This window comes from Paracidovorax avenae ATCC 19860 (assembly GCF_000176855.2).
GTDB classification, from domain to species: Bacteria; Pseudomonadota; Gammaproteobacteria; order Burkholderiales; family Burkholderiaceae_C; genus Paracidovorax; species Paracidovorax avenae.
This window is the reverse complement of record NC_015138.1, coordinates 3610833-3633297: the sequence shown is the minus strand read 5'-3', so window position 1 is coordinate 3633297 and position 22465 is coordinate 3610833. Positions and strand designations below refer to the sequence as shown.

The window sequence follows — 22465 nt, the reverse complement described above, 5'->3', positions numbered from 1 at the left end:
CTGCCCCCTGATCCTCGTCCGTCTTCCATCCATGCCTCTGCCGCTTTCCCCGTTCCGCGCCACTGCCGAGCACGCACCCGTGCTGCCGGCTTGCCGCGCGCCGGTGGCCGCGCCGGGCGGCCTGCAAGGGCTCCCATGAAGCAGCTCGCGCTCGACATCGGCCTGTCCACCGGACCCACGCTGGCGCGGTTCTTTCCCGGTGCCAATGCCCAGGCATTGCAGCACCTGCGCATCGCGGTGGGGGAGGGGGACGCCGCATCGGGCACTGCGCCGGTGCGTTCGCCGGTTCCGACCTACCTCTGGGGCGAGTCGGGCAGCGGCAAGACGCACCTGCTCGAAGCCGTGCGCGAGGCGCTGCGCGAGCAGGGCTGCACGGTGGGCTGGCTCGACGCGTCGGTAATGCTGCCCACGGCCTTCGACGAGCGCTGGTCCGCCGTGCTGCTCGACGAAGTGCACCTGTATTCCACCGCCCAGCAGGCCGCGGCGTTCAACTGGTTCATCAACGCCATCAGCCCCGCCGTCGGCGCGCCGCGCTGGGTGCTGGCCGCCGGCGAACTGCCGCCTGCGGACCTGCCGCTGCGCGACGACCTGCGCACGCGCCTGGGCTGGGGCCACATATTCCAACTGCACCTGCTGGACGAGACCGAGCGCCGCGCGGTGCTGCGGCAGGAGGCTGATGCCCGCGGCATCGCCCTGGGCGACGACGTCATGAACTACATGCTGGGCCGCTTCTCGCGCGACCTGGGCAGTCTCATGCAACTGCTCGACCAGCTCGACAGCTTCGCGCTGCGCACGCAGCGGGCCATCACGATCCCCCTGCTCAAGACCATGCTGGAGTCCGAGTAGCGGGGTTGCCGCTGCCGACCCGCTCCTCCCGAACCGCACGCACATCCGCATGACCCCCGACCTTCCGGCCTCCCGCCCACGGCTCGCGCTCTTCGACCTGGACCACACCCTGCTGCCGCTCGACTCCGACTACGAGTGGGGCGAGTTCACCATCCGCATCGGCTGGAACGACCGCACCGAATTCGGGCGCCGCAACAAGGAGTTCTACGACCACTACGTGGCCGGCACGCTGAATGTGCACGACTACGTGCGCTTCGCGGTGGATGCGGCGCGCCAGCGCGGGCCCGAGGCTGCCGCGGCGGCGCATGCGCAGTTCATGAGCGAGGTCATCGGCCCGGCCATCCTGCCGCAGGCGCTCGACCTGCTGCGGACCCACCAGGGCGCAGGCGACGAGGTCGTCATCATCACGGCCACCAACGAGTTCGTCACCGCGCCGATCGCGCGGGCCCTGGGCGTGGAACAGCTGCTGGCCGTGGAGCTCGAGCGCGATGAAAGCGGCTGGATCACCGGCGGCATCCGCGGCGTGCCCTCCATGCGCGAAGGCAAGGTGCAGCGCATGGAACAATGGCTGTCCGCCCGCGGCTGGACCTGGAGCGATGTGGAAAGCACTTTCTACAGCGACTCCATGAACGACGTGCCCCTGCTCGAAAAAGTCGACCATCCCGTCGCCACCAACCCCGACCCCCGCCTGCGCGCACTGGCGCAGCAGCGCGGCTGGCGCATCCTGGACCTGTTTTCTACGCCAACACCATGATCAAGAAGTTCATCGACAAGCTGCTCGGCAAGGCCGCACCGGGCACGGGCCGTGGGAAACACCGCTTCGGCAAGCGCGAGGACGTGCCTGCCTCCGTGCACGGCATCGACCCGGAACTCGTGGACCGCCGCGCCACCGAGGTGGTGCGCACGCTGCAGCAGGCCGGCTACGAGGCCTACATCGTCGGCGGCGCCGTGCGCGACCTGCTGCTGGGCCTCAAGCCCAAGGACTTCGACGTGGCCACCAACGCCACGCCGGAACAGGTCAAGGGCCTGTTCCGCCGGGCCTTCATCATCGGCAAGCGCTTCCGTATCGTGCACGTGGTGCACGGCCGCGGCCGCGAGCACGAGGTGATCGAGGTCTCCACCTTCCGCGCCTACCTCGACAATGCCGCAGCCGAGCAGGTCAGCGGCAACGAGAAGACTTCCAAGGCCGCGCTGGCCGGCATGCAGCATGCCGTGGACGCCAGCGGCCGCGTGCTGCGCGACAACGTCTGGGGCCCGCAGGACGAGGATGCCACGCGCCGCGACTTCACCATCAACGCGATGTACTACGACCCGGCCACGCAGGTGGTGGTGGATTACCACAAGGGCATCCAGGACGCGCGCAAGAAGGTGATCCGCATGATCGGCGACCCGGCCACGCGCTACCGCGAAGACCCGGTGCGCATCATCCGCGCCGTGCGCTTCGCGGCCAAGCTCGCCGGCGTCGGCTTCACCATCGAGCCCAAGACCGCCGCGCCGCTCGTGCAGTCGCAGACCCTGCTGGCCGACGTGCCGCAGAGCCGCATGTTCGACGAGATGCTCAAGCTGCTGCAGACGGGCCACGCGATCGCCACGATCGAGCAGCTCAAGAAGCTGGGCCTTTCTACCGGCATCTATCCGCTGCTGGACGTGGTGGTGGAGCGCGCCGGCACCTCCTTCGTGAGCGCCGCGCTGGCCGACACCGATCGCCGTGTGGGCGAGGGCAAGCCCGTGGCGCCGAGCTTCCTGCTCGCCTGCGTGCTCTGGCAGGACGTGAAGACGCAGTGGGACCGCCGCCTCGCGCAGCGCGAGCATCCGTTCCCGGCGCTGCAGGGCGCGATCGACGACGTGTTCGACCAGCGCATCGGCGATGTGTCCGGCCGCGGCAAGCTGGCTGCCGACATGCGCGAGATATGGGTCATGCAGCCGCGCTTCGAGAAGCGCGTGGGCACCACGCCGTTCAGCATGGTCACGCACCTGCGCTTCCGCGCAGGCTTCGACTTCCTGCGGCTGCGCGCCGACGTGGGCGAGGTGGACGAGGCACTGGCCGACTGGTGGCAGGAGTTCCAGCTCGCCGATGAAGCCCGCCGGGAGGACATGATCGACCAGGTGCGCGAGGAGCAGAAGCAGCGCCAGCGCAAGAACCAGCCCGTGGTGCGCCGCGTGCCCAGGCCGGCCCCGCAGGAGGGCGCGGCCGCCGACGGCGATGCACCGCAGGCACCCGCCGACGCCGATGGCGCCGAAGGCAATGCCGGCGATTCCGGTGCCGTGAAGAAGCGCCGCCGTCGCCGCCGCAAGCCTGCGGGCGGAGGCGACGGCGCGCCGCAGGGCGCCCCCGACGCCTGATGCCCGGGGCAGCCATGGGCGTGCCCCGGGAGCCGGTCCTCGCCGGCATCGGCCTGGGTGCCAACCTCGGCGATGCCCGGGCTACGCTGGCCGGCGCCGTGACCGCGCTGGCCGGGCTGCCGTCCACGCAGTTGCAGGCGGTATCGTCCCTGTATGCCAGCGCTCCGGTGGACGCTACGGGCCCGGATTACCTGAATGCCGTGGTGCTGGTGTCCACCGGCCTGGCAGCCCCGGCGTTGCTGGATGCGTTGCTGGCCATCGAGGCCGATGCGGGGCGCGAGCGCCCCTACCGCAACGCGCCGCGTACGCTGGATCTCGACCTGCTCTTCTATGGCGGCGCGCGCATCGCGTCACCGCGCCTGCTGGTGCCGCATCCGCGTGCGGACGAGCGGGCCTTCGTGCTGCGGCCCCTGGCAGAGGTGGCGCCGCAGCGGGTGCCGGCCGCTGCACTCGAGCGCGTGGCAGGCCAGCGCGTGGAGGCCACTGCCGGCCCCGGCTGGAGCGGTTTTTAGTCCACCTTCGCGCCGGACGCCTTGACCACCTGCTGGTACTTGGCGCGCTCGGATGCCATGAAGGCGTCGAACTGCTCGGGCGTGGAGGACACCGGCTCGGCCATGAGGGCGGTGAAGCGCGTCCGGGTCTCGGGTGAGTTCAATGCCGCCACGAAGGCCTTGTTGAGCTTGGCGATCACGGGCTTGGGCGTGCCGGCCGGAGCGACGAGGCCCCACCAGGTGTCGATGGAGAAACCCTTGAACGTGTCCGAGAGCGCGGGCACGCCGGGCAGCATCGGCGACGCCTGCAGCGAGGTCACGGCCAGCGCCTTCACCTTGCCGGCACGGATGTTGGGTGCGGCGGCCGCAAGGTTGTCGATGTTGAAATCCACCTCGCCGGCCAGCAGCGCGAGCTGGGCGGGGCTGGCGCCGCGGTAGGGGATGTGCAGTGCGTAGATGCCCGCGCGCTGCTTGAACATCTCGCCGGCCAGGTGGCCCGCGCTGCCGTTGCCGCCGCTGCCGTAGTTCAGCTTGGCCGGATTGGCCTTCGCGTAGGCGATGAGGTCGGCCACGGTGTGGATCTTGAGCTGCTCGGCCTTGGCCGCGTTCATCACCAGCACGTTGGGCACGCGCACCATCTGCGTGATGCCCGCGAAATCCTTCGAGGCGTCGTAGGGCATGCGGCTGTAGAGCCACGGGTTCACGGCATGGGTGGCGGTGGCCGCCAGGCCGATCGTCAGGCCGTCCGGGGCCGCCTTGGCCACGGCGTCCGCGCCGATGTTGCCGCCTGCGCCGGCCTTGTTGTCGATGATGACCGTTCCCAGCGCATCGCGCACGCGCTCGGCCAGCACGCGCGAGGTGACATCCAGGGGACCTCCGGGGGCGTAGGGAACGATGAGCCGGATGGTGCCGTCCTGGGCCAGTGCCAGGGGCGAAACACAGGCCGTTGCGGCCGCGGCCGCCCAAAGAAGGAAATGTCTGCGATGCGTCATGTCCGACATTGTGCAAAAAAAACATGGCAACGCATCGGCCAGGCTTCGCTGTGATGTCCTACAGCATCACGGAGCAGTGATTTCTATAAACAAAACCATGTCTTCCGCGGCGCCGTTGCAAAGCCCGACCCGCTTCTTCAAGGACCCCCCATGCAGACTTCCCAGGACACGCTTCCCCCTTCCCGCTATGCAGACTGCATCAGCGCCTGCAACGACTGCGCGGACGCGTGCAACTACTGCGCCGCCGCCTGCCTGCGCGAGCCGGATCCGCGGCACATGGTGCGCTGCATAGCGCTCGACATGGACTGCGCGGACATCTGCCGCACGGCCGCGGCGGCGATGGCGCGCGAGAGCGCCCATGCCTACGAGATATGCGCGCTCTGCGCCCGCCTGTGCGACGCCTGCGCCAACGAGTGCAGCCGGCACGACATGGCGCACTGCCAGGCCTGCGCGGCCATGTGCCGCCGCTGCGCGGAACTGTGCCGGGCGATGGCCTGACGGCCCGGCGCCGCTGGCCCGCGGGGCACGGAGCTGCCGGCCCCGTTAGGCGACGGTATGGCCGTGCTTGTCCGCCTCCGACGTGAAGGCGTCCGCGTAGAACTCCTCCGGCGGTAGGCCGCGTTCCGCGCTGTAGGCCTTGCGCGCCGACTCCACCACGACCGGCGCTCCGCAGGCATACACCTGGTGGCCCGACAGGTCGGCGTGGTCGTCCATCACCGCCTGGTGCACGAAGCCGGTGCGGCCCGTCCACCCGTCCTCCGGCAGCGCGTTCGACACCACCGGCACGTAGCGCAACAGGGGCATGTCCGCCAGGCGTTCGCGCACCCAGCCGTCCATGTACAGGTCCGCCGGGCGGCGGCCGCCCCAGTAGAGCGTGGCCGGCCGGTCGATCCCCTTGAAGCGCAGGTGCTCGATGAGGGCCTTCACGGGCGCGAAGCCGGTGCCCGAGGCGAGCAGGATGATGGGCTTGGCGCTGTCCTCGCGCAGGAAGAAGCTGCCGAAGGGGCCTTCCACGCGAAGGATTTCCTTTTCCTTCATGGCCCCGAAGACATGGTCGGTGAATCGGCCGCCCGGCATGTGGCGGATGTGCAGCTCGATGCCCGGGCTGCCCTCCTGCGTGTGCGGCGCATTGGCCATCGAATAGGCGCGGCGCGCGCCGTCCTTGAGGATGAACTCCACGTACTGTCCCGCGTGGTAGCGGAACGTGTCGGCCGCAGGGAGCTGCAGGCGGACCACCATCACGTCGTGCGAGGCGCGCGTGAGGGTGGAAACGCGCACCGGCATCTTCTTGATGGGATAGGCGCTTTCGTCGGTCACCTGGCGCGACTCCAGCACCACGTCGGTGAGCGGTTGGGCGCAGCAGGTGAGCACGAAGCCCGCGTCGGCCTCCTCGGGCGTCAGGGCCTTGGACTGGTGCTCGCCGTGCACGACAGAGCCGCTGAGCTTGCGGCACTTGCAGGAGCCGCAGGCGCCGTCCTTGCAGCCGTAGGGCAGCCCCACGCCGCTGCGGATGGCGGCGCCCAGCAGGGTTTCGCCGGCCTGGGCGGTGAAGGCGCGGCCGCTGGGCTGCACGGTGATCTGGTGGGAGGCTGCGGCCGTCGCTGCGGTGTTCATGGGGTCGTTATCCTTGCGTGTCTCTTCGTTGCCGGATCTGGATTTTGCCCTCAAACCTGAACCCCCTCGGCGCGCTGCCAGCGCGTTTCCGCCGTGAACGTGTGCTGGTCGTCGGCTGCGGCGACGTGGGCCTGCGCGCGGTGGGCGCCCTGCGGGCCGTGCAGGGATCGCCGCGCCCGCGCGTGCTGGCGCTCACCTCGAGTCCCGGGCGGGTCGCGGCCCTGCGCGCGGCCGGCATCGTGCCGCTGCCGGGCAACCTGGACGACGCGCGCACGCTGCGGCGCCTCGCGGGCCTGGCCACGCGCGTCCTGCACCTGGCCCCGCCACCCGGGGAGCGCGACGCCGGCGCCGCATGGTGGGCCGATCCGCGCACGGCGGCCCTGGTGCGCGCCCTGCGGCTGCGCAGCATGCCGCGCGCGCTGGTGTACGGCTCGACCAGCGGGGTCTATGGCGACTGCGCCGGTGCCCTCGTGCCGGAAACCCGGCCGGTCGCGCCGGCCACTCCGCGCGCCCGCAGGCGCGTGGATGCCGAACGTTCCGTGCGCCACCTGGGCCGGGCAGGCGTGCGCGCGAGCGTGTTGCGCATTCCCGGCATCTATGCGCCCGACCGCGAGGGTGGCACGCCGGAGGCCCGGCTGCGCCGCGGCACGCCGGCGCTGGTGCGCGAGGACGACGTGCATACCAACCACATCCATGCCGATGACCTCGCCCGCGCCTGCGTCGCTGCCCTCTGGCGGGGGCGGCCCCAGCGCATCTACCACGTGAGCGATGCGAGCGGCCTGAAGATGGGCGACTACTTCGACCTCGCCGCCGACCTGTACGGGCTGCCACGTCCGCGCAGGATCACGCGGGCACAGGCCCGCGAAGAGCTGTCGCCGATGCTGCTGAGCTTCATGGGCGAATCGCGCCGGCTCGATGCCACCCGGCTTGCGAAGGAATTGCGCGTGCGGCTGCGCTATCCGACCGTGGCCGAAGGACTCCGCAGCGCCTGAAAGGTCTGGCGGGTTTCAGCGGGGGTAGATGTTCCCGTTGCCGTCATAGCACCGGAACACGTTGCACTGCGTGCCCGGAGGCTTCGGTACCGGCACGGCCGGCTGCACCACCACGGGATGACGCGGCACTACGACCACTGGCGGCACATAGACGTCCTGTGTCCCGTAGGTGGCACCGCCGCTGCCCCGCGACCTCTCGGCCTGCGCGTAGCCCGCGGAGCCCAGGCAGTCGAGCTCCATCTGCCGTTGCGCCGTCGAAAGCCGGGCCTGTGCGTCGTAGCTGCCCTGGCCGGCCTCGGCGGCCACACGGTCGAGCTGGCGGCGGGACCGCGCACACTCGGGCGAACGCGCCGGATCGGTGGAGATTTCACGGCCCCGGGCGCGTGATTCCTGCGCCTCCCGCCGGGCCTGCTGCTGCTCGGCCAGCGCTTCCGCCTGCTGGCGCTGGCGCTTCGCCTCCAGCGCCTCGCGCGCCTGCTCGCGTTCCTGCGCGATCTCCTCCGGCGTCCTGCGGGGTTCGACCTCCCGAACGGAGGCTCCCCGGTCGCAGCGTCCGTCCGTATAGGTGACCTGGCCGGTCGTGGGGTCCGTGCATCGCACCACCTGTGCGTGGGCGAACGTGCCCGCCAGGCACAGCATCGCCACGCTGGCGGCGCTGCGCAGAAGCCTTGCCTGCAAGCCCTGCGATGTGCGTTCGGGGGAGGTCAAACCGGTCATGAACGGAGCCCTTTCATGCCGGCCGGCTCAGGGCCTCTGGAAGAGGCGACCGGGGCCCTCCTGCGGAGGCAGGCGGCCCTGTGACCGCATTTCGTCCCGCCAGCGCTGCTCGTCGGCCTTGCGGCGGGATTCCTGCTGCAGCGTGCCGCTCAGCGAAGGGCCGGGCGGCCGGGCGCGGTCCCGGTCCCGGTCGCGTTCACGCTGCCGTTCACGCTCGCGCGCCTCCCAGGCTTCGCGGTCGCGGCGCTCGCGCCATGCGCGGTCCCGGTCGTCGCGGTCACGGCGCTCGCGCCAGCCATCGTCCCAGGGATTGGGCCGCACGGCATAGCCGGGAGCCGGAACGACCACGGGATAGCCGGGACGGGGCGCTACGTAGGTAGGTTGTTCGTACACCGTGACCGAGCCGCCGTAAGGGTAGGACGGGCCGGTGGGGTAGGCATTGCCGTAGGCCGGCCCGGAAGCGTAGCCGTAGTCGTAATACGGGTCGCCCGGCACGGCACAGCCCGCGGCCATGGCGCACACGGCGGTGGCGACCAGGGATTTGAGGAGGAGGGCGGGTGGGCGCATGGGCTCTCGCTGGAGATGCGGCTCCGGAGCCCGGAGGCAGACCGGTCCGCGGTGAAAGGGCGCCTGGCCGGCAGACAGCCGGGCGAGGGATGACAGCAAAATGACGCGTCAGCCTGCATTTTGGTTGACCTGCCGCCGCGCTGTCTGTCGGCGCGGGCCCCGATCCGCCGGGTGCCCAGGCCGACGCCACCCGCCCAGGTTACACCACGCCCGCGTCGCGCAGCCGTGCCACGGCGGCCGCGTCCAGTCCCAGGTCCGCCAGGATCTCCTCGGTGTGCTGCCCCAGGGCGGGCGGCGCATTGCGCAGCACCGGCGGCGTGGCCGACAGCCGCATCGGGCTGGCCACGCCGCGCACGGTGGCGATGCCGTCGGCGCCCGCACTGCCGTCGGGCCGGCGAGGCAGTTCCACTGCCAGGCCCCGTGCGCGCACCTGGGGGTCGTCGAAGGCCTGCGCAATGCTGTTGATCGGCCCGCAGGGCACGGCCTTGTCCTCCAGCAGCGCGACCCACTGCGCGGTGGTGCGCGTGCGGGTCACGGCCTCCACGAGCGGCACCAGTTCCGCTCGGTGCCGCACGCGCAGCGTATTGGTGCTGAACCGTGGGTCCGATGCCCACGCGGCCTGCCCGGCGGCCATGCAGAAGCGCGCGAACTGGCCGTCATTGCCGATGGCCAGCAGCATGGCGCCGTCGGCCGTGGGAAAGTCCTGGTAGGGCACCAGGCTCGGGTGGCTGTTGCCCTGGCGTCGGGGCGATTCTCCGGTGGACAGGAAACCCGCGGCTTGGTTGGCCAGCACGGCCATGCCCACGTCCAGCAGTGCCATGTCGATGTGCTGGCCCTGGCCGGTGCCCGTGGCGGCGTTGTCGCGGGCATGCAGCGCTGCCAGGATGGCATTGCTGGCATACAGGCCCGTGAACAGGTCGATCACCGCCACGCCGACCCGCAGCGGTCCGCCGCCCGGTTCGCCGTCCGCCCGGCCGGTGATGTCCATGAGCCCGGTCATGGCCTGCACCATGAGGTCGTAGCCGGCGCGTGGGGCATAGGGCCCATCCTGCCCGAAGCCCGTCACCGAGCAGTAGATGAGCCGCGGGTTCAGGGCCCGCAGGCTCTCGTGGTCCAGGCCATATTGCTTCAGCCCGCCGACCTTGAAGTTCTCCACCACCACGTCCGCCCGCAGTGCCATGTCCCGGAGCAGCGCCTGGCCTTCCGGATGGGCCATGTCGATGGTGATGGAGCGCTTGTTGCGGTTGCAGGCCGTGAAGTAGGCCGCCTGGTCCGTCTCGCGGCCCTCGGCATCCTTCAGGAACGGCGGGCCCCACTGGCGCGTGTCGTCGCCCAGGCCGGGGCGCTCGACCTTGACCACGTCGGCGCCCAGGTCGGCCAGCACCTGGGTGCACCACGGCCCGGCCAGCACGCGCGAGAGGTCGAGCACCCGGATGCCGGCGAGCGCGCCGGGCGCGGCAGAGGCCGGATGGGAGGGCGAGGGAGAGGGCGGGAGAGCCGCGTCCATGGCGCCGTCAGTTCGCGAACGCGGCGATGCCCGTCTGGGCCCGGCCCAGGATGAGCGCATGCACGTCGTGCGTGCCCTCGTAGGTGTTGACCACCTCCAGGTTCACCAGGTGCCGCGCCACGCCGAACTCGTCGCTGATGCCGTTGCCGCCCATCATGTCGCGCGCCATGCGGGCGATGTCCAGCGCCTTGCCGCAGCTGTTGCGCTTGATGATGGAGGTGGCCTCGACGGCGGCCGTGCCCTCGTCCTTCATGCGGCCCAGGCGCAGGCAGGCCTGCAGGCCGATGGCGATCTCGGTCTGCATGTCGGCCAGCTTCTTCTGGATGAGCTGGTTGGCGGCGAGCGGCCGGCCGAACTGCTTGCGGTCCAGCGTGTACTGGCGTGCCGTGTGCCAGCAGAACTCGGCCGCGCCCAGCGCGCCCCAGGCGATGCCGTAGCGCGCGCTGTTCAGGCAGGTGAACGGGCCCTTCAGGCCCTGCACCTCGGGGAACGCGTTCTCTTCGGGCACGAACACGTCGTCCATCACGATCTCGCCGGTGATGGATGCACGCAGGCCCACCTTGCCGTGGATGGCCGGTGCCGTGAGGCCCTGCATGCCCTTTTCCAGCACGAAACCGCGGATCGGGCCCACGGCGCCGGATTCGCTCACCTCCTTGGCCCAGACGACGAACACATCGGCGATCGGGCTGTTGGTGATCCACATCTTGCTGCCCTTGAGCTTGTAGCCGCCCGCGGTCTTGTAGGCGCGCGTGGCCATGCTGCCGGGATCGGAGCCGTGGTCGGGCTCGGTCAGGCCGAAGCAGCCGATCCATTCGCCGCTCGCGAGCTTGGGCAGGTACTTCTGCTTCTGCGCCTCGGTGCCGAACTCGAAAATCGGCACCATCACCAGCGAACTCTGCACGCTCGCCATCGACCGGTAGCCGGAATCGACCCGCTCGATCTCCCGGGCGATCAGGCCGTAGGCCACGTAGTTCAGCCCGGGACCGCCGTACTGCTCCGGGATGGTGGGGCCCAGCAGGCCCAGCTCGCCCATCTCGCGGAAGATGGCCGTGTCGGTCTTCTCGTGGCGGAACTGCTCGAGCACGCGCGTCGCCAGCCGGTCGCGGCAGTAGGCCGCAGCGGCATCGCGCACCATGCGCTCGTCGTCGCTGAGCTGCTGGTCGAGCAGGAAGGGGTCTTCCCAGTGGAAGGCGGCAGGACGGGCCATGGTGTGTCTCCTGAAAATCGGGGCGAAAGATGTGATTTGCCGGTTCGGCATGTCACTCGGAATGCCTGGATGCTATGCCTTGCGGACGGGCTGCAGCAAGCGATGAAGTTGCATCCAGACATGAGTCGATGGAATATCTGTGTAGCATCCCCCCATGCGCCGCATCCTGCCGTCCACCCAGGCCCTGGCCTGCTTCGAAGCCGCTGCCCGCCACGAAAGCTACACCCGTGCGGCCCAGGAGCTGTTCCTCACGCAAAGCGCCGTGTCGCGGCAGATCATGGCGCTGGAGGAATTCCTGGGCGTGGCCCTGTTCCGCCGCACCCGCCACGGTGTGGCGCTGACGCCTGCCGGCACCCACTATGCCGCCCAGGTCGGGCGCTGGCTCGAAGGCCTGGAGCGCGACACGCTCGACGTGATGGCCCACCAGGGGCAGGGCGGCTCGATCCGCCTCGCGGCCGTGCCGACCTTCGCCACCCGCTGGCTGGTGCCCCGCCTGCCGCAACTGGCCGCGCGCCATCCCGACATCGTGGTGCACATCGAGACCCAGGTGCGCCCCTTCCTTTTCGCGGACGCGGGCTTCGATGCGGCCCTCTATGCCGGCACGCCCGAGCAGGTGGCCAACTGGCCCGGTACCCAGGCGCTGTGGCTGCTGCAGGAGGACGTGGCGCCCGTCTGCAGTCCGGCGCTGTTGCCGGGGGGCCGGCCCCTGGCGCCGGAAGCCCTGGCTGAACTGCCGCTGCTGCAGCAGACGACGCGGCCCTTGGCATGGCGCCAGTGGTTCGAATCCATGGGGGTGCATGCGCCCCAGCATGCCCTGGACGGTCCGCGCTACGAACTCTTTTCCATGTCCGCCGTGGCGGCTGCCCACGGCCTGGGCGTGGCGCTGGTGCCGCTGATGCTGATCGAGCCGGAGCGTGCACGGGGCGAACTGGTGCCGGCCTGCGACCGTCCGCCGCGGGGAGGGCGGGGCTACTACTTCGTCACCCCCGCGCAGTCCCCGCCCCCGGTCGTCGCGGCCTTCGGCGCGTGGTTGCAGGACATGGCCGCGACTTGACCCGGGCGGCGTCCTGTCCGGTTGCATCGGCCGCCACCCCGGGCTAGGCTGTGCCCTACCTGCTGTAGAGCAGGCGCTTGCAGGCTCTGTTTCCCTGCCCATCGTCACAACAAGGAGTACCGGCACATGCAAAACCACACGAGCGGCACCTACCACGCCCCCCACTTCGATCCTACGGTCGATGAACTCGAAGCCCTCAAGCAACTGGAGATCGGCCGCGCCATCAGCGTGCCGGAGGCCCTGCGCCACCACCTGTCGGGTCGCCTCTACGAGCGCGGCTACATCGCGAAGAACGCCACCGGCGACCTGGTCATTACCGACAGCGGCCGCGCAGTCATCCGCCGCCAGGAAGGTTGACCCTCCGCCGTGTGTCAGGCCGGGGCAACGCCCCGGCTTTTCTTTTTCCGCCCATCCGTCCGACACCGAACCGGCATTCGTCCTACACCGCGGAATTCGGGGTTTTCATACAGTAGCGGCTGTGCCTGCAGGAGACGGGAATTGTTCCCCTCCTCCGGCAGGTGCCCAGAGATTGAACACAAATGGCCAGGCCCGGTGACGGATCGTCCCGCGGCGGGCCGTATGGAAAGCGGTTCGGGCAGCATGGTCCCGGCCGGCAATGTTCCGCCATTGAAGGACGAACATGAAAGAAATGCTGACTGTCGTGGCCGGATTCGTGCTTTTCTCCAGCCTGGGAATCGCCTACTTCGCGGCATCCGTCATGAGCGGCTTCTGAGCAGGCCCTGGCGCCGTCGCTCCTCCCATTTCCACTCCCCCATGCCGTCCCTGCACCGTTCTCCTGCCGACAAGGGCGACCAGCCTGTCGAGCCCGACGTTCCGGCGCCGCCGCCGGAGCCGGCCGACATGCCTCCGCATTGCGGATGGCTGCAGGGCTCTTCGTCGGTTGCACAGGCACGGCCCTGACGGCCCCGATACCTTCCGCCACTCCTCCAAGGAACCCGCCATGCTGTCCCGCACCACCCCGTCTCCCGCCACGCAGCAACAGGTGGATGCCGCAGAGAAGCGGGTGGGCGAGGTGCTGGAAGACCTGGAGTCAGACACCCAGGCCGAGGTGAGCAAGATCACGCTGGAGGATGTGGTGGACACCAATCCCCGGACCGGCCGGCCGGAAGTACAGAAGCATGTGGACATCACCGTGGAGCCGAAGGCCGAGCGGAAGTGGTCGCGGTGAACGGGCTGCCGGCACGCTTTCCCCGGCAGGGCGCTCCACGCTTGTGCTTCAGCGACGGCGGCGCATCGTGCCTGCAGCGAACAGGCCGAGCAGCCCCGCCATGAGCACCAGACCCCACTGGGACAGGGTGGGAATTGGAGCTGGCGTTGCCACTGCATCCGCATAGGTCAGAGCGATCGATCCATTACCGCCTGCAGTATTCGTCGCACCCGCATTGCTGGCCACGCTGATGACCGCGCCGTTCGGTCCGACGCTGCCACCGCCGCCTCCACCTGCGTCCGCACCGGCTGCGCCGCCGGCTCCGCCACCGCCATAGCCCCCGCCGCCTCCGCCACTGGCGCAACTGCTGCCCGTCGCTCCGGTGCCCCCCGTACCGGTGCCGGAGCCTGATCCGCCGACCGCACCGGCCGTCGCGTTCTGATCGAAGCCGCCGGTGCCGCCGGCACCACCGTTGCCATTACCGCCCGTACCCACCGGGCAGGTTCGGGTGGAAGCGTTGGTTCCGGCGGCACCGCCGATACCGTTGCTGCCACCACTGCCGCCCGTTGCCCCGCCGTTGCCGCCGGCACCTCCGTTGCCGTTGCCTCCGTTTCCGCCCGAGCCACCGCCGCCTCCGCCGCCGCCGGCAATGATCTGGTTGGCCGATCCCGGATCGATCTGGGATGAACCGCCGCCGGCGCCCCCCTGGGAAGCACGGCGCCCACCGCCGCCGCCGACGAACATGTTCAGTGTCTGGCCGGGGGTGACCTGCAGGGACACGGTCACCACGCCGCCGTTACCACCGGCTGCTCCATATCCGCCGCCGCCGCCGCCGCCCGTGGCGACCACGTTCACGCTGGTCACACCGGCAGGCACGGTCCAGGTCGCGGCCCCAGGAGTGGAAAAGGTCGTGGTTGCGGCAAAGGCGGTTCCGGCAAGCAAGAGGCTGGCGGCGATCGCGTGGCAGAAGGGCGCGACGGCCGCAAGAGGTTTGTGAAGAACGGCAGCGGTCATGGGGAGAGCTTTGTTTTGATACGTTTTGAAGCAATTGATTGTCGTGAATTTTGTGCTTGATTGGAGCGAAGTGGAGGAACGGCTTGGCTGATTCCAAAAATTTGGACCGGCCGTGAGTGATAGCCGCCGTTGACAAGCCAAGCCGCATTTGCCCGCGAATTAGCCATGGACACTGCCTGCCTGCCTGCCTGCCTGCCTGCCTGAGCAGGCGCCAAACGCAACAGTGGCAGACCTCGGTGTCGCAATGGTGGGGCGCGTGCTGCTCGCGCCCACCGATCGCCGGCGCCCTCCAGACCGCTGGCAGTCAAACGCCCGCAACCGGCGCCACGGCTAGATGACCGCGTTGGCCCCATCCATGTTGGTAAGTTGGTGAGGATGACTGGACAGTAAAAGCAGTTGGCTCAGCGGTCGAATAATCTGTGGATACAGCCGGGTATCCTGCTTGTCGGATTGGGAAAAGCACTGTCTGCTAACATCTCTCGCCAAGTCGCAAGGAGGTCTCTATGGCAATGAATATCGAATCTACCGTGTCTGCTAGCAGGAAAATGTTTGCAGTGGGAATTTCGCTGGCGGCGTCAATGGCGACGGCAGGCACGACATTTCTTTATCAGCAGGAGTATATCGATAGTATTGCTCCATACATGTACAATGATCCGGGTCAAGCTGTGCTGGGGACCAGCATACTTACATTCAATGTCGGAAATACCAACCAGATCCCCGCATGGGAGGTAGGTGATTTTACTGGTGTGTACAACAGTGGCGCTGTGAAAGCAAACAGGGAAAGAACGGTTTCGGCGGGCTGGAACGGCTCAACAGCCATTCAGGTCAGCGGCTATAAGTTCGGCGCTCAGCTGCACACGTATTCCGCGCCCCTGGCCTCGGCGCACCAGCCACAGCTGAAAACCATCAATTTCCAGCACGCCTTCGATCAGGACATTCGCCCGTGGAGTGACGCACAAGGACCGAACCCACGGTTGTGCATGGGTGTGACGTCCACCGTTCCCTCCAGCTGGACAGGTGATGGGTCCAATAATCAGACCGGGGTAACCTATCTTCTGTCTGACGCCCGTGTGCCGGGCTCCCTGTTTGCTGTAGGTGCCTTGATATTCGACAACAAGAACGCTACAGATCAGACGTTTGTGGATCCTGCTACTGGCTGGGCAGTTGGTGCGACCTATTTTGGGGGTGATCGGTACATCACTACTTCAGGAGGATCCGCGACTTTTACGACATCCAAGTTCTCTGATGAGAGATGGTTCGGATTTTGCATGACGAAGCAGAATATTGTTAATTTCTACAATGATTTTACTTCGAAGCCTTCATACAACGGTTCGCTTCCGCCATTGGATTTCAATTACCTTCGTTTGAATACTATCGTGGCGGGCGGTGAGATCAGTATCGGATCCAATTTGGACAAGAACGGTCATATGGCTTTCACCTACACGGGATTGACCAGCCACATCATGACCGACTGACATTTGCCGCGCCTGTCGCACGCTCCGCTCATCGTGGGCTTTTTCTTGAGTCGGGCGCGACGGCGGGCGATTTGAAGTGTTGCCGCAGTGACGGCAGAGCGAGTGGCGCGCGGGGTGGGATTTTGCTGATGCCGCTGAAGTACTGTCGCGAACCGCCCGAATGCTTCCAGGGCTCTCAGGCGTTTGGTGGCCGCACAGAGGGTTCTCTCAACCTGCTCAACGACTGGCATTGCGCCAATACATGAGCCGACAATTCACCAGAAGCTGCTAGATCCATAGCTTCGGAGCCATGGTGCCCGGGGCCGGAATCGAACCGGCACGCCTTGCGGCGGGGGATTTTGAGTCCCCTGCGTCTACCAATTTCACCACCCGGGCGACGCGAAGAAGGAAGCCCGGGATTATGGCACAGTAGGGGGCTATGGCTACCACCCCTTCCCCCACGTATCCCACCATCGAAGACGCGATCGGCCGCACGCCGCTGGTCGCCCTGCAGCGCATCGGCGCGCGGGAGAACGCCGAGCGCGGCACGGTCGTGCTGGGCAAGCTGGAAGGCAACAACCCTGCGGGCTCCGTGAAGGACCGGCCCGCGCTGTCGATGATCCGGCGCGCGGAGGAGCGCGGGGAGATCAAGCCGGGCGACACGTTGATCGAGGCGACGTCGGGCAACACCGGCATCGCGCTCGCGATGGCGGCGGCGATCAAGGGCTACCGCATGGTGCTCGTGATGCCCGAAGACCTGTCGGTGGAGCGTGCCCAGACGATGAAGGCGTTCGGCGCGGAGCTGATCCTCACGCCCAAGAGCGGCGGCATGGAATACGCACGCGACCTGGCCGAGGCCATGGTGCGGCAGGGCAAGGGCGTGGTGCTCGACCAGTTCGCCAACCCGGACAACCCGCGCATCCATTACGAAACCACCGGGCCCGAGCTGTGGGAGCAGACGGGCGGGCGCATCACGCACTTCGTGAGCGCCATGGGTACGACCGGCACGATCACGGGCGTGTCGCGCTTCCTGAAGGAAAAGAACCCTGCCATCCAGATCATCGGTGCGCAGCCCAAGGAAGGCTCGCGCATTCCGGGCATCCGCAAGTGGCCGCAGGAATACCTGCCCAAGATCTACGATCCGCGTGCGGTGGACGAGACGATCAATGTCGGCCAGGACGATGCCGAGGACATGTGCCGCCGCCTCGCGCGCGAGGAGGGCATCTTCGCGGGCATCTCCGCGGCGGGCGCCTGCTGGGCCGCACAGGAGATCGCGCGGCGCGAGCGGGATGCGACCATCGTGTTCGTGGTGTGCGACCGGGGCGACCGCTACCTGTCCACGGGTGTGTTTCCCGCCTGAGGGGCGCGGCCGGCAACTGCACCATGCACTCCGAACCGCGTTTCTGCACCCAGTGCGCCACGCTGCTGGCCTGGGTCACGGCCCTGGAGGACGGCGGGGAGCGGCAGCGCCTGCGCTGCCCCGCCTGTGGCTGGACGCACTGGAACAATCCCACGCCGGTGCTGGCCGCGGTCGTCGAACTGGACGGGCGCGTGCTGCTGGCGCGCAATGCGGCGTGGGAGCACAAGGCCTTCGCGCTGATCACCGGCTTCATGGAGGCGGGCGAGTCGCCGCAGGAAGGCATCGTGCGCGAGGTGAAGGAAGAGACGAACCTCGACGTGAGCGCGCTGTCGCTGATCGGGGTGTACGACTTCCAGCGCATGAACCAGGTCATCGTGGCCTACCATGCGGTGGCGCACGGCACGGTGCGGCTCTCGCCCGAACTGGTGGACTACCGGCTGATCGCGCCGGAGAACCTGCGGTGCTGGCCCGCCGGCACCGGCCAGGCGCTGGCCGACTGGCTGCGCGGCCGCGGCATCGAGCCCACGTTCATGGAGTGGCCGGGCCAGCGCAGCGAGGCACCCGCCGCCCCGGTGCAGGCGGGCTCCGTTGCAGGCCCGGCAGCAGGGCTGGCGCAGCCGCAGCCCGGGCCGCTCTAGAATTCTTTCTCTCTTCGCCAGGAAGCCGACGACGATGCACATCCACAAGGAAATCGACACCCGCGGGCTCAACTGCCCGCTGCCCATCCTGAAGGCCAAGAAGGCGCTCGCCTCCATGGCCAGCGGCGAGGTGCTCAAGGTGGTGTCCACCGACAACGGCTCGCTGCGCGACTTCCAGGCGTTCGCGAAGCAGACGGGCAACGAACTGCTGGACCAGAGCACGGCGGGCGAGGAATACACCCACGTGCTGCGGCGGCGCTGAACGTGCGTGTGCCGGCTGTGCTGGCACCCGAAGGGTTCATGCGACCCGGCGAAGCGGCTCTGCGGAGATGCGACGCCACAAGCAAGAAGGCGCTCCCGGGAGCGCCTTTTTTGCGATGGCAGCGAGGGCTGCCGTGGGCAGCGGCTCAGATTTCCACGGTCTTGAGGTATTCGCGGAAGGCGGCGCCCACCTGGGGATGTTGCAGCGCGAGTTCCACCGTGGCTTCCAGGAAGCCTTCCTTGCTGCCGCAGTCGTAGCGCTTGCCTTCGTAGCGGAAGGCATAGACGGCTTCGCGGGCCATGAGGCGGGCGATGGCATCGGTGAGCTGGATCTCGCCGCCCACGCCCTGGGGCTGGTTGCGGATCTCGTCGAACACGCCCGGCGTGAGGATGTAGCGGCCGGCCACGCCCATGCGCGAGGGCGCATCTTCGGGGGCCGGCTTCTCGACGATGCGCTCGATGCGGATCAGCGGGCCGCCGGCGGGCTCGCCGGCCACGATGCCGTAGCGGCGCACCTGGTCCTGCGGCACTTCCTGCACGGCCAGCAGCGAGCGGCCCTGCTTGCGGAAGGCGGCCGCCATCTGGGCCATGACGGGCTGGCCGCCGGGGGGGCCGACCATGAGGTCGTCTGCGAGCAGCACGGCGAAGGGTTCGCGGCCCACGAGCGGCTCGGCGCAAAGCACCGCATGGCCCAGGCCCAGGGAGCGCGGCTGGCGCACGAAGGCGCAGTCCATGTCATTGGGGGCGACCGAGCGCACGAGCTGCAGCAGTTCGTTCTTGCCGGCGGCTTCCAGTTCGTTCTCCAGCTCGTAGGCGGTGTCGAAGTGGTCCTCGATGGCGCGCTTGCTGCGGCCGGTGACGAAGATCATGTGGCGGATGCCGGCCGCATAGGCCTCTTCGACGGCGTACTGGATCAGCGGCTTGTCCACCACCGGCAGCATCTCCTTGGGGGATGCCTTCGTGGCGGGCAGGAAGCGGGTGCCCAGGCCGGCCACGGGGAAGACGGCTTTGCGGATCGCGGAGTTGTCGCTCATGGAAGATTCCTCGGTTCTAAGTTGGATCATTGTCGAAGGAGGGTGGGGGCGCCACCGTAGGCCTTCAACTGAAACTGCACCTGGTTACACCCGCAGGGCCCGCCATTGCGGAGCGCCACGAGGTGCGGTTTCCTGCCTCACCCCAGCCGCGCGAGCTGGTCGCGCAGGCGTTCGAGCGTGGCGCCGAAGTCCGCGACGCGCTTGTGCTCCTGCTCGATGACGGCCGGCGGCGCCTTGGCGACGAAGGCCTCGTTCGCGAGCTTGCCGCGCGCCTTGGCGATCTCGCCCTCGATGCGGGCGATCTCCTTGGAAAGGCGTGCCTTCTCTGCAGCCACGTCGATTTCCATGTGCAGGCACAGGCGGGCCTCGCCGACCACGGCCACGGGCGCGGCCTGTGCGGCGGCGGCCCAGGTGGCTTCGTCGTCGAACACCTTGACTTCGCTGAGCTTGGCCAGTGCCTGCAGTGCCGGCGCGGCCGCGCGCATGAAGTCGGCGTCGCCGACGGTGTAGAGCGGCAGCCGGGTGGCGGGGGAGACGTTCATTTCGCCGCGCAGCGTGCGGCAGGCATCGACCAGGGCCTTGAGGCGACCGACATGGGCGATGGCGGCCTCGTCGATGCGCTCGGGCTGGGCCTGCGGATAGGGGGCGACGCTGACCGACGCACCCTCGCGGCCGGCCACCGGGGCGACCTTCTGCCAGAGCTCCTCGGTGATGAACGGGATCAGCGGGTGCGCGAGGCGCAGGATGGTCTCCAGCGTGCGGATCAGCGTGCGGCGCGTGGCGCGCTGCTGCGCTTCGCTGCCGGTCTGGATCTGCACCTTGGCGATTTCCAGGTACCAATCGCAGAACTCGTTCCAGACGAATTCGTAGATGGCCTGGGCGACGTGGTCGAGACGGTAGTCCTCGAAGCCCTTGGCGACTTCCGCCTCCACCTTCTGCAGGGCGGAGACGATCCAGCGGTCGGGCTGGCTGAACTGCAGGTAGCCGCCCTCGCAGTCGGCCTGGGTGTGGTCCGACAGGCCGCAGTCATGGCTTTCGCAGTTCATCAGCACGAAGCGGCTGGCGTTCCAGAGCTTGTTGCAGAAATTGCGGTATCCCTCGCAGCGCTTGCTGTCGAAGTTGATGCTGCGGCCCAGGCTGGCGAGCGCGGCGAAGGTGAATCGCAGCGCGTCGGCACCGTAGGCGGGAATGCCTTCGGGGAATTCCTTCTGCGTGTTCTTGCGCACCTGGGGCGCGGTCTCGGGACGGCGCAGGCCGGTGGTGCGCTTTTCCAGCAGGGGCTCGAGCGCGATGCCGTCGATCAGGTCCACCGGGTCGAGCACGTTGCCCTCGGATTTGGACATCTTCTTGCCCTGGGCGTCGCGCACGAGGCCGTGCATGTAAACGTGCTTGAACGGCACGCGGCCCGTGAAGTGCGTGCTCATCATGATCATCCGGGCGACCCAGAAGAAGATGATGTCGTAGCCCGTGACCAGCACGGAGGAGGGCAGGTAGAGGTCGTAGTCTTTCGTCGCGGAAATGTCGTCCAGCGCTTCGGGCCAGCCGAGCGACGAGAAGGGCACGAGCGCGGAGGAATACCAGGTGTCCAGCACGTCGGCATCGCGCGTGAGCTTCGCGCCCGCGCCGGCCTGGGCCTGGGCGTCGGCCTCGCTGCGGGCCACGTAGACCTTGCCGGCCTCGTCGTACCACGCCGGGATCTGGTGGCCCCACCAGAGCTGGCGGCTGATGCACCAGTCCTGGATGTTGTTCATCCACTGGTTGTAGGTGTTGACCCAGTTCTCGGGCACGAACTGCACCTGGCCGGAGGCCACGGCGTCGATGGCCTTCTGGGCGATCGACTTGCCCGTCGGGTCGCCCTTGCCCACTTCGCTCATGGCGACGAACCACTGGTCGGTCAGCATGGGCTCCACGACCTGGCCGGTGCGGGTGCAGATGGGGACCATGAGCTTGTGCTTCCTGGTCTCGACCAGGGCACCTGCCGCTTCCAGGTCGGCCACGATGGCCTTGCGGGCCACGAAGCGGTCCATGCCGCGGTATTTTTCGGGGGCGTTCTCGTTGATGGTGGCCTGCAGGGTCAGCACCACGATCATGGCCAGGCCGTGGCGCTGGCCCACCTGGTAATCGTTGGGGTCGTGCGCGGGCGTGACCTTGACTACCCCGGTGCCGAATTCCTTGTCGACGTAGGCGTCGGCGATGATGGGGATCTCGCGGCCCACCAGGGGCAGGATCACGGTCTTGCCGACCAGGGCCGTATAGCGTTCGTCCTCGGGGTGGACCATCAGCGCCACGTCGCCCAGCATGGTCTCGGGCCGCGTGGTGGCCACCGTGAGGCTGCCGGAACCATCCGTGAGCGGGTAGGCGATGTGCCAGAGCGAGCCGTCCTTCTCTTCGCTTTCCACTTCCAGGTCGGACACGGCGGACTGCAGCACCGGGTCCCAGTTCACGAGGCGCTTGCCGCGGTAGATGAGGCCCTGCTCATAAAGGCGCACGAAGGTGTCGGTGACGACCTTCGAGAGCTTGTCGTCCATGGTGAAGTATTCGCGGCTCCAGTCCACGCTGTCGCCCAGGCGGCGCATCTGCGTGGTGATGGTGTTGCCGCTCTTTTCCTTCCATTCCCAGACCTTGCGGGTGAAGGCTTCGCGGCCCAGGTCGTGGCGGCTCACGCCCTGTTCCTGCAGCTGGCGCTCCACCACGATCTGCGTGGCGATGCCGGCGTGGTCGGTGCCCGGCACCCACAGCGTGTTGTGGCCCCGCATGCGGTGGTAGCGCGCCAGGCTGTCCATGATGGTCTGGTTGAACGCATGGCCCATGTGCAGCGTGCCGGTCACGTTGGGCGGCGGCAGCTGGATGGCGAAGTTCTCGCCGCGGGCGGCGGCGCCGGCATCCGGCGCGCCGGTGCCGCGGTAGCCCGCCGCGCCGTAGCCCCGGCGCTCCCACTCGGGGCCCCAGTGGGCTTCCAGGGCGGAGGGTTCGAAGGACTTGGACAGGCTTTCAAGGCCGGGCTGGTGCAGGGGCGAGCTCATGGGCGTGGAAACGGGCAGGTGCGGCGCCTCTGCAAAGAGGCGCTGTCGCGTGGGAAATGGACTGAACGGGGGATTCTACGGGCCCGGCCCCGGGGGGCACGCCGCGGGCGGTGTCTCGTTTTGTTACGTACCGGCGGTGGACCGCACTGCGCCGGCTGCGAATAATTCGCGGCTCCGCCACCG

At 68.4% G+C, this 22465-nt stretch carries 23 protein-coding genes and 1 tRNA gene; 14 read left to right on the top strand and 10 right to left on the bottom strand.

What is annotated here, in order from left to right; genetic code table 11:
* The first annotated feature begins 135 nt into the window (after window positions 1-135).
* Genes hda through folK form a run of 4 tightly spaced genes read left to right on the top strand, consistent with a single transcriptional unit; the run spans window position 136 to window position 3701 of the window.
* A complete protein-coding gene (gene hda, locus ACAV_RS15815) occupies window positions 136-846 on the top strand; it encodes a DnaA regulatory inactivator Hda (protein ID WP_013595582.1) in 711 nt (236 codons plus the stop codon).
* A gap of 49 nt (window positions 847-895) precedes the next feature.
* Window positions 896-1600 (top strand): histidinol-phosphatase, encoded by a 705-nt coding sequence (locus ACAV_RS15810; protein WP_013595581.1) that lies wholly within the window; start codon window positions 896-898, stop codon window positions 1598-1600.
* The gene (gene pcnB, locus ACAV_RS15805; RefSeq protein WP_013595580.1) at window positions 1597-3189 is read left to right on the top strand and encodes a polynucleotide adenylyltransferase PcnB; all 1593 of its coding nucleotides are present in this window, start codon (window positions 1597-1599) and stop codon (window positions 3187-3189) included. Before ACAV_RS15810 ends, pcnB begins: the two co-directional genes overlap by 4 nt.
* Window positions 3189-3701 (top strand): 2-amino-4-hydroxy-6-hydroxymethyldihydropteridine diphosphokinase, encoded by a 513-nt coding sequence (gene folK, locus ACAV_RS15800; RefSeq protein WP_013595579.1) that lies wholly within the window; start codon window positions 3189-3191, stop codon window positions 3699-3701. The genes pcnB and folK overlap by 1 nt, the downstream gene beginning before the upstream one ends.
* On the opposite strand, the gene ACAV_RS15795 is transcribed toward folK, so the two are convergent.
* A complete protein-coding gene (locus ACAV_RS15795; protein ID WP_013595578.1) occupies window positions 3698-4681 on the bottom strand; it encodes a Bug family tripartite tricarboxylate transporter substrate binding protein in 984 nt (327 codons plus the stop codon). The genes folK and ACAV_RS15795 overlap by 4 nt on opposite strands.
* Before the next feature lie 141 nt (window positions 4682-4822).
* Between ACAV_RS15795 and ACAV_RS15790 the strand changes: the two genes are divergently transcribed.
* The gene (locus ACAV_RS15790) at window positions 4823-5170 is read left to right on the top strand and encodes a four-helix bundle copper-binding protein (RefSeq protein WP_013595577.1); all 348 of its coding nucleotides are present in this window, start codon (window positions 4823-4825) and stop codon (window positions 5168-5170) included.
* A gap of 45 nt (window positions 5171-5215) precedes the next feature.
* Here the strand turns inward: ACAV_RS15790 and ACAV_RS15785 are convergent, their stop codons facing one another.
* The gene (locus ACAV_RS15785; protein ID WP_013595576.1) at window positions 5216-6286 is read right to left on the bottom strand and encodes a CDP-6-deoxy-delta-3,4-glucoseen reductase; all 1071 of its coding nucleotides are present in this window, start codon (window positions 6284-6286) and stop codon (window positions 5216-5218) included.
* Between the two features lie 44 nt (window positions 6287-6330).
* Here ACAV_RS15785 and ACAV_RS15780 point away from each other — a divergent pair, with 44 nt between their 5' ends.
* A complete protein-coding gene (locus tag ACAV_RS15780) occupies window positions 6331-7278 on the top strand; it encodes an NAD-dependent epimerase/dehydratase family protein (protein ID WP_013595575.1) in 948 nt (315 codons plus the stop codon).
* Between the two features lie 15 nt (window positions 7279-7293).
* Here the strand turns inward: ACAV_RS15780 and ACAV_RS15775 are convergent, their stop codons facing one another.
* The 4 genes from ACAV_RS15775 to ACAV_RS15760 all read right to left on the bottom strand — a co-directional run bounded on the left by ACAV_RS15775 (window position 7294) and on the right by ACAV_RS15760 (window position 11276).
* The gene (locus ACAV_RS15775; RefSeq protein WP_013595574.1) at window positions 7294-7995 is read right to left on the bottom strand and encodes a DUF4124 domain-containing protein; all 702 of its coding nucleotides are present in this window, start codon (window positions 7993-7995) and stop codon (window positions 7294-7296) included.
* A gap of 27 nt (window positions 7996-8022) precedes the next feature.
* Entirely contained in the window at window positions 8023-8562 is a 540-nt protein-coding gene (locus ACAV_RS15770) for a hypothetical protein (protein WP_013595573.1), read from the bottom strand.
* A gap of 199 nt (window positions 8563-8761) precedes the next feature.
* Complete coding sequence (locus ACAV_RS15765) at window positions 8762-10069, bottom strand: CaiB/BaiF CoA transferase family protein (RefSeq protein WP_013595572.1); 1308 nt, start codon at window positions 10067-10069, stop codon at window positions 8762-8764.
* A gap of 7 nt (window positions 10070-10076) precedes the next feature.
* The gene (locus tag ACAV_RS15760) at window positions 10077-11276 is read right to left on the bottom strand and encodes an acyl-CoA dehydrogenase (protein ID WP_013595571.1); all 1200 of its coding nucleotides are present in this window, start codon (window positions 11274-11276) and stop codon (window positions 10077-10079) included.
* A 154-nt stretch (window positions 11277-11430) separates the two neighbouring features.
* Between ACAV_RS15760 and ACAV_RS15755 the strand changes: the two genes are divergently transcribed.
* From ACAV_RS15755 to ACAV_RS15745, 4 genes are all read left to right on the top strand, one after another.
* The gene (locus tag ACAV_RS15755; protein ID WP_013595570.1) at window positions 11431-12330 is read left to right on the top strand and encodes a LysR substrate-binding domain-containing protein; all 900 of its coding nucleotides are present in this window, start codon (window positions 11431-11433) and stop codon (window positions 12328-12330) included.
* A gap of 126 nt (window positions 12331-12456) precedes the next feature.
* Window positions 12457-12687, top strand: coding sequence for a hypothetical protein (locus ACAV_RS15750; protein ID WP_013595569.1), 231 nt, complete (start codon window positions 12457-12459; stop codon window positions 12685-12687).
* Between the two features lie 417 nt (window positions 12688-13104).
* Window positions 13105-13251 carry a hypothetical protein gene (locus tag ACAV_RS24915; RefSeq protein WP_167539392.1) on the top strand — a complete coding sequence of 49 codons (147 nt, stop codon included), beginning with the start codon at window positions 13105-13107 and terminating at the stop codon, window positions 13249-13251.
* A gap of 40 nt (window positions 13252-13291) precedes the next feature.
* On the top strand, window positions 13292-13519 hold the full coding sequence (locus tag ACAV_RS15745) for a hypothetical protein (protein ID WP_013595567.1): 228 nt from the start codon (window positions 13292-13294) through the stop codon (window positions 13517-13519).
* Window positions 13520-13567: 48 nt separating this feature from the next.
* On the opposite strand, the gene ACAV_RS25190 is transcribed toward ACAV_RS15745, so the two are convergent.
* On the bottom strand, window positions 13568-14512 hold the full coding sequence (locus ACAV_RS25190; RefSeq protein WP_013595566.1) for an IPTL-CTERM sorting domain-containing protein: 945 nt from the start codon (window positions 14510-14512) through the stop codon (window positions 13568-13570).
* A gap of 503 nt (window positions 14513-15015) precedes the next feature.
* On the opposite strand from ACAV_RS25190, the gene ACAV_RS24675 reads away from it, so the two are divergent.
* Window positions 15016-15987, top strand: a complete 972-nt coding sequence (locus ACAV_RS24675; RefSeq protein ID WP_013595565.1) for a hypothetical protein — start codon at window positions 15016-15018, stop codon at window positions 15985-15987.
* Window positions 15988-16277: 290 nt separating this feature from the next.
* Here ACAV_RS24675 and ACAV_RS15735 read toward each other — a convergent pair.
* Window positions 16278-16362 (bottom strand) — tRNA-Leu (locus ACAV_RS15735).
* Between the two features lie 43 nt (window positions 16363-16405).
* Here ACAV_RS15735 and cysM point away from each other — a divergent pair.
* Genes cysM through ACAV_RS15720 form a run of 3 tightly spaced genes read left to right on the top strand, consistent with a single transcriptional unit; the run spans window position 16406 to window position 18226 of the window.
* A complete protein-coding gene (gene cysM, locus ACAV_RS15730; RefSeq protein WP_013595564.1) occupies window positions 16406-17326 on the top strand; it encodes a cysteine synthase CysM in 921 nt (306 codons plus the stop codon).
* A 23-nt stretch (window positions 17327-17349) separates the two neighbouring features.
* Window positions 17350-17964: an NUDIX hydrolase gene (locus ACAV_RS15725; protein WP_013595563.1), complete on the top strand. Its 615-nt coding sequence runs from the start codon at window positions 17350-17352 to the stop codon at window positions 17962-17964.
* Between the two features lie 34 nt (window positions 17965-17998).
* Window positions 17999-18226 carry a sulfurtransferase TusA family protein gene (locus ACAV_RS15720; protein ID WP_011795115.1) on the top strand — a complete coding sequence of 76 codons (228 nt, stop codon included), beginning with the start codon at window positions 17999-18001 and terminating at the stop codon, window positions 18224-18226.
* A gap of 145 nt (window positions 18227-18371) precedes the next feature.
* Here ACAV_RS15720 and galU read toward each other — a convergent pair whose 3' ends face one another.
* The gene (gene galU / locus ACAV_RS15715; protein WP_013595562.1) at window positions 18372-19259 is read right to left on the bottom strand and encodes a UTP--glucose-1-phosphate uridylyltransferase GalU; all 888 of its coding nucleotides are present in this window, start codon (window positions 19257-19259) and stop codon (window positions 18372-18374) included.
* Between the two features lie 137 nt (window positions 19260-19396).
* Window positions 19397-22282, bottom strand: a complete 2886-nt coding sequence (locus tag ACAV_RS15710) for a valine--tRNA ligase (protein ID WP_013595561.1) — start codon at window positions 22280-22282, stop codon at window positions 19397-19399.
* Window positions 22283-22465: the final 183 nt, after the last annotated feature.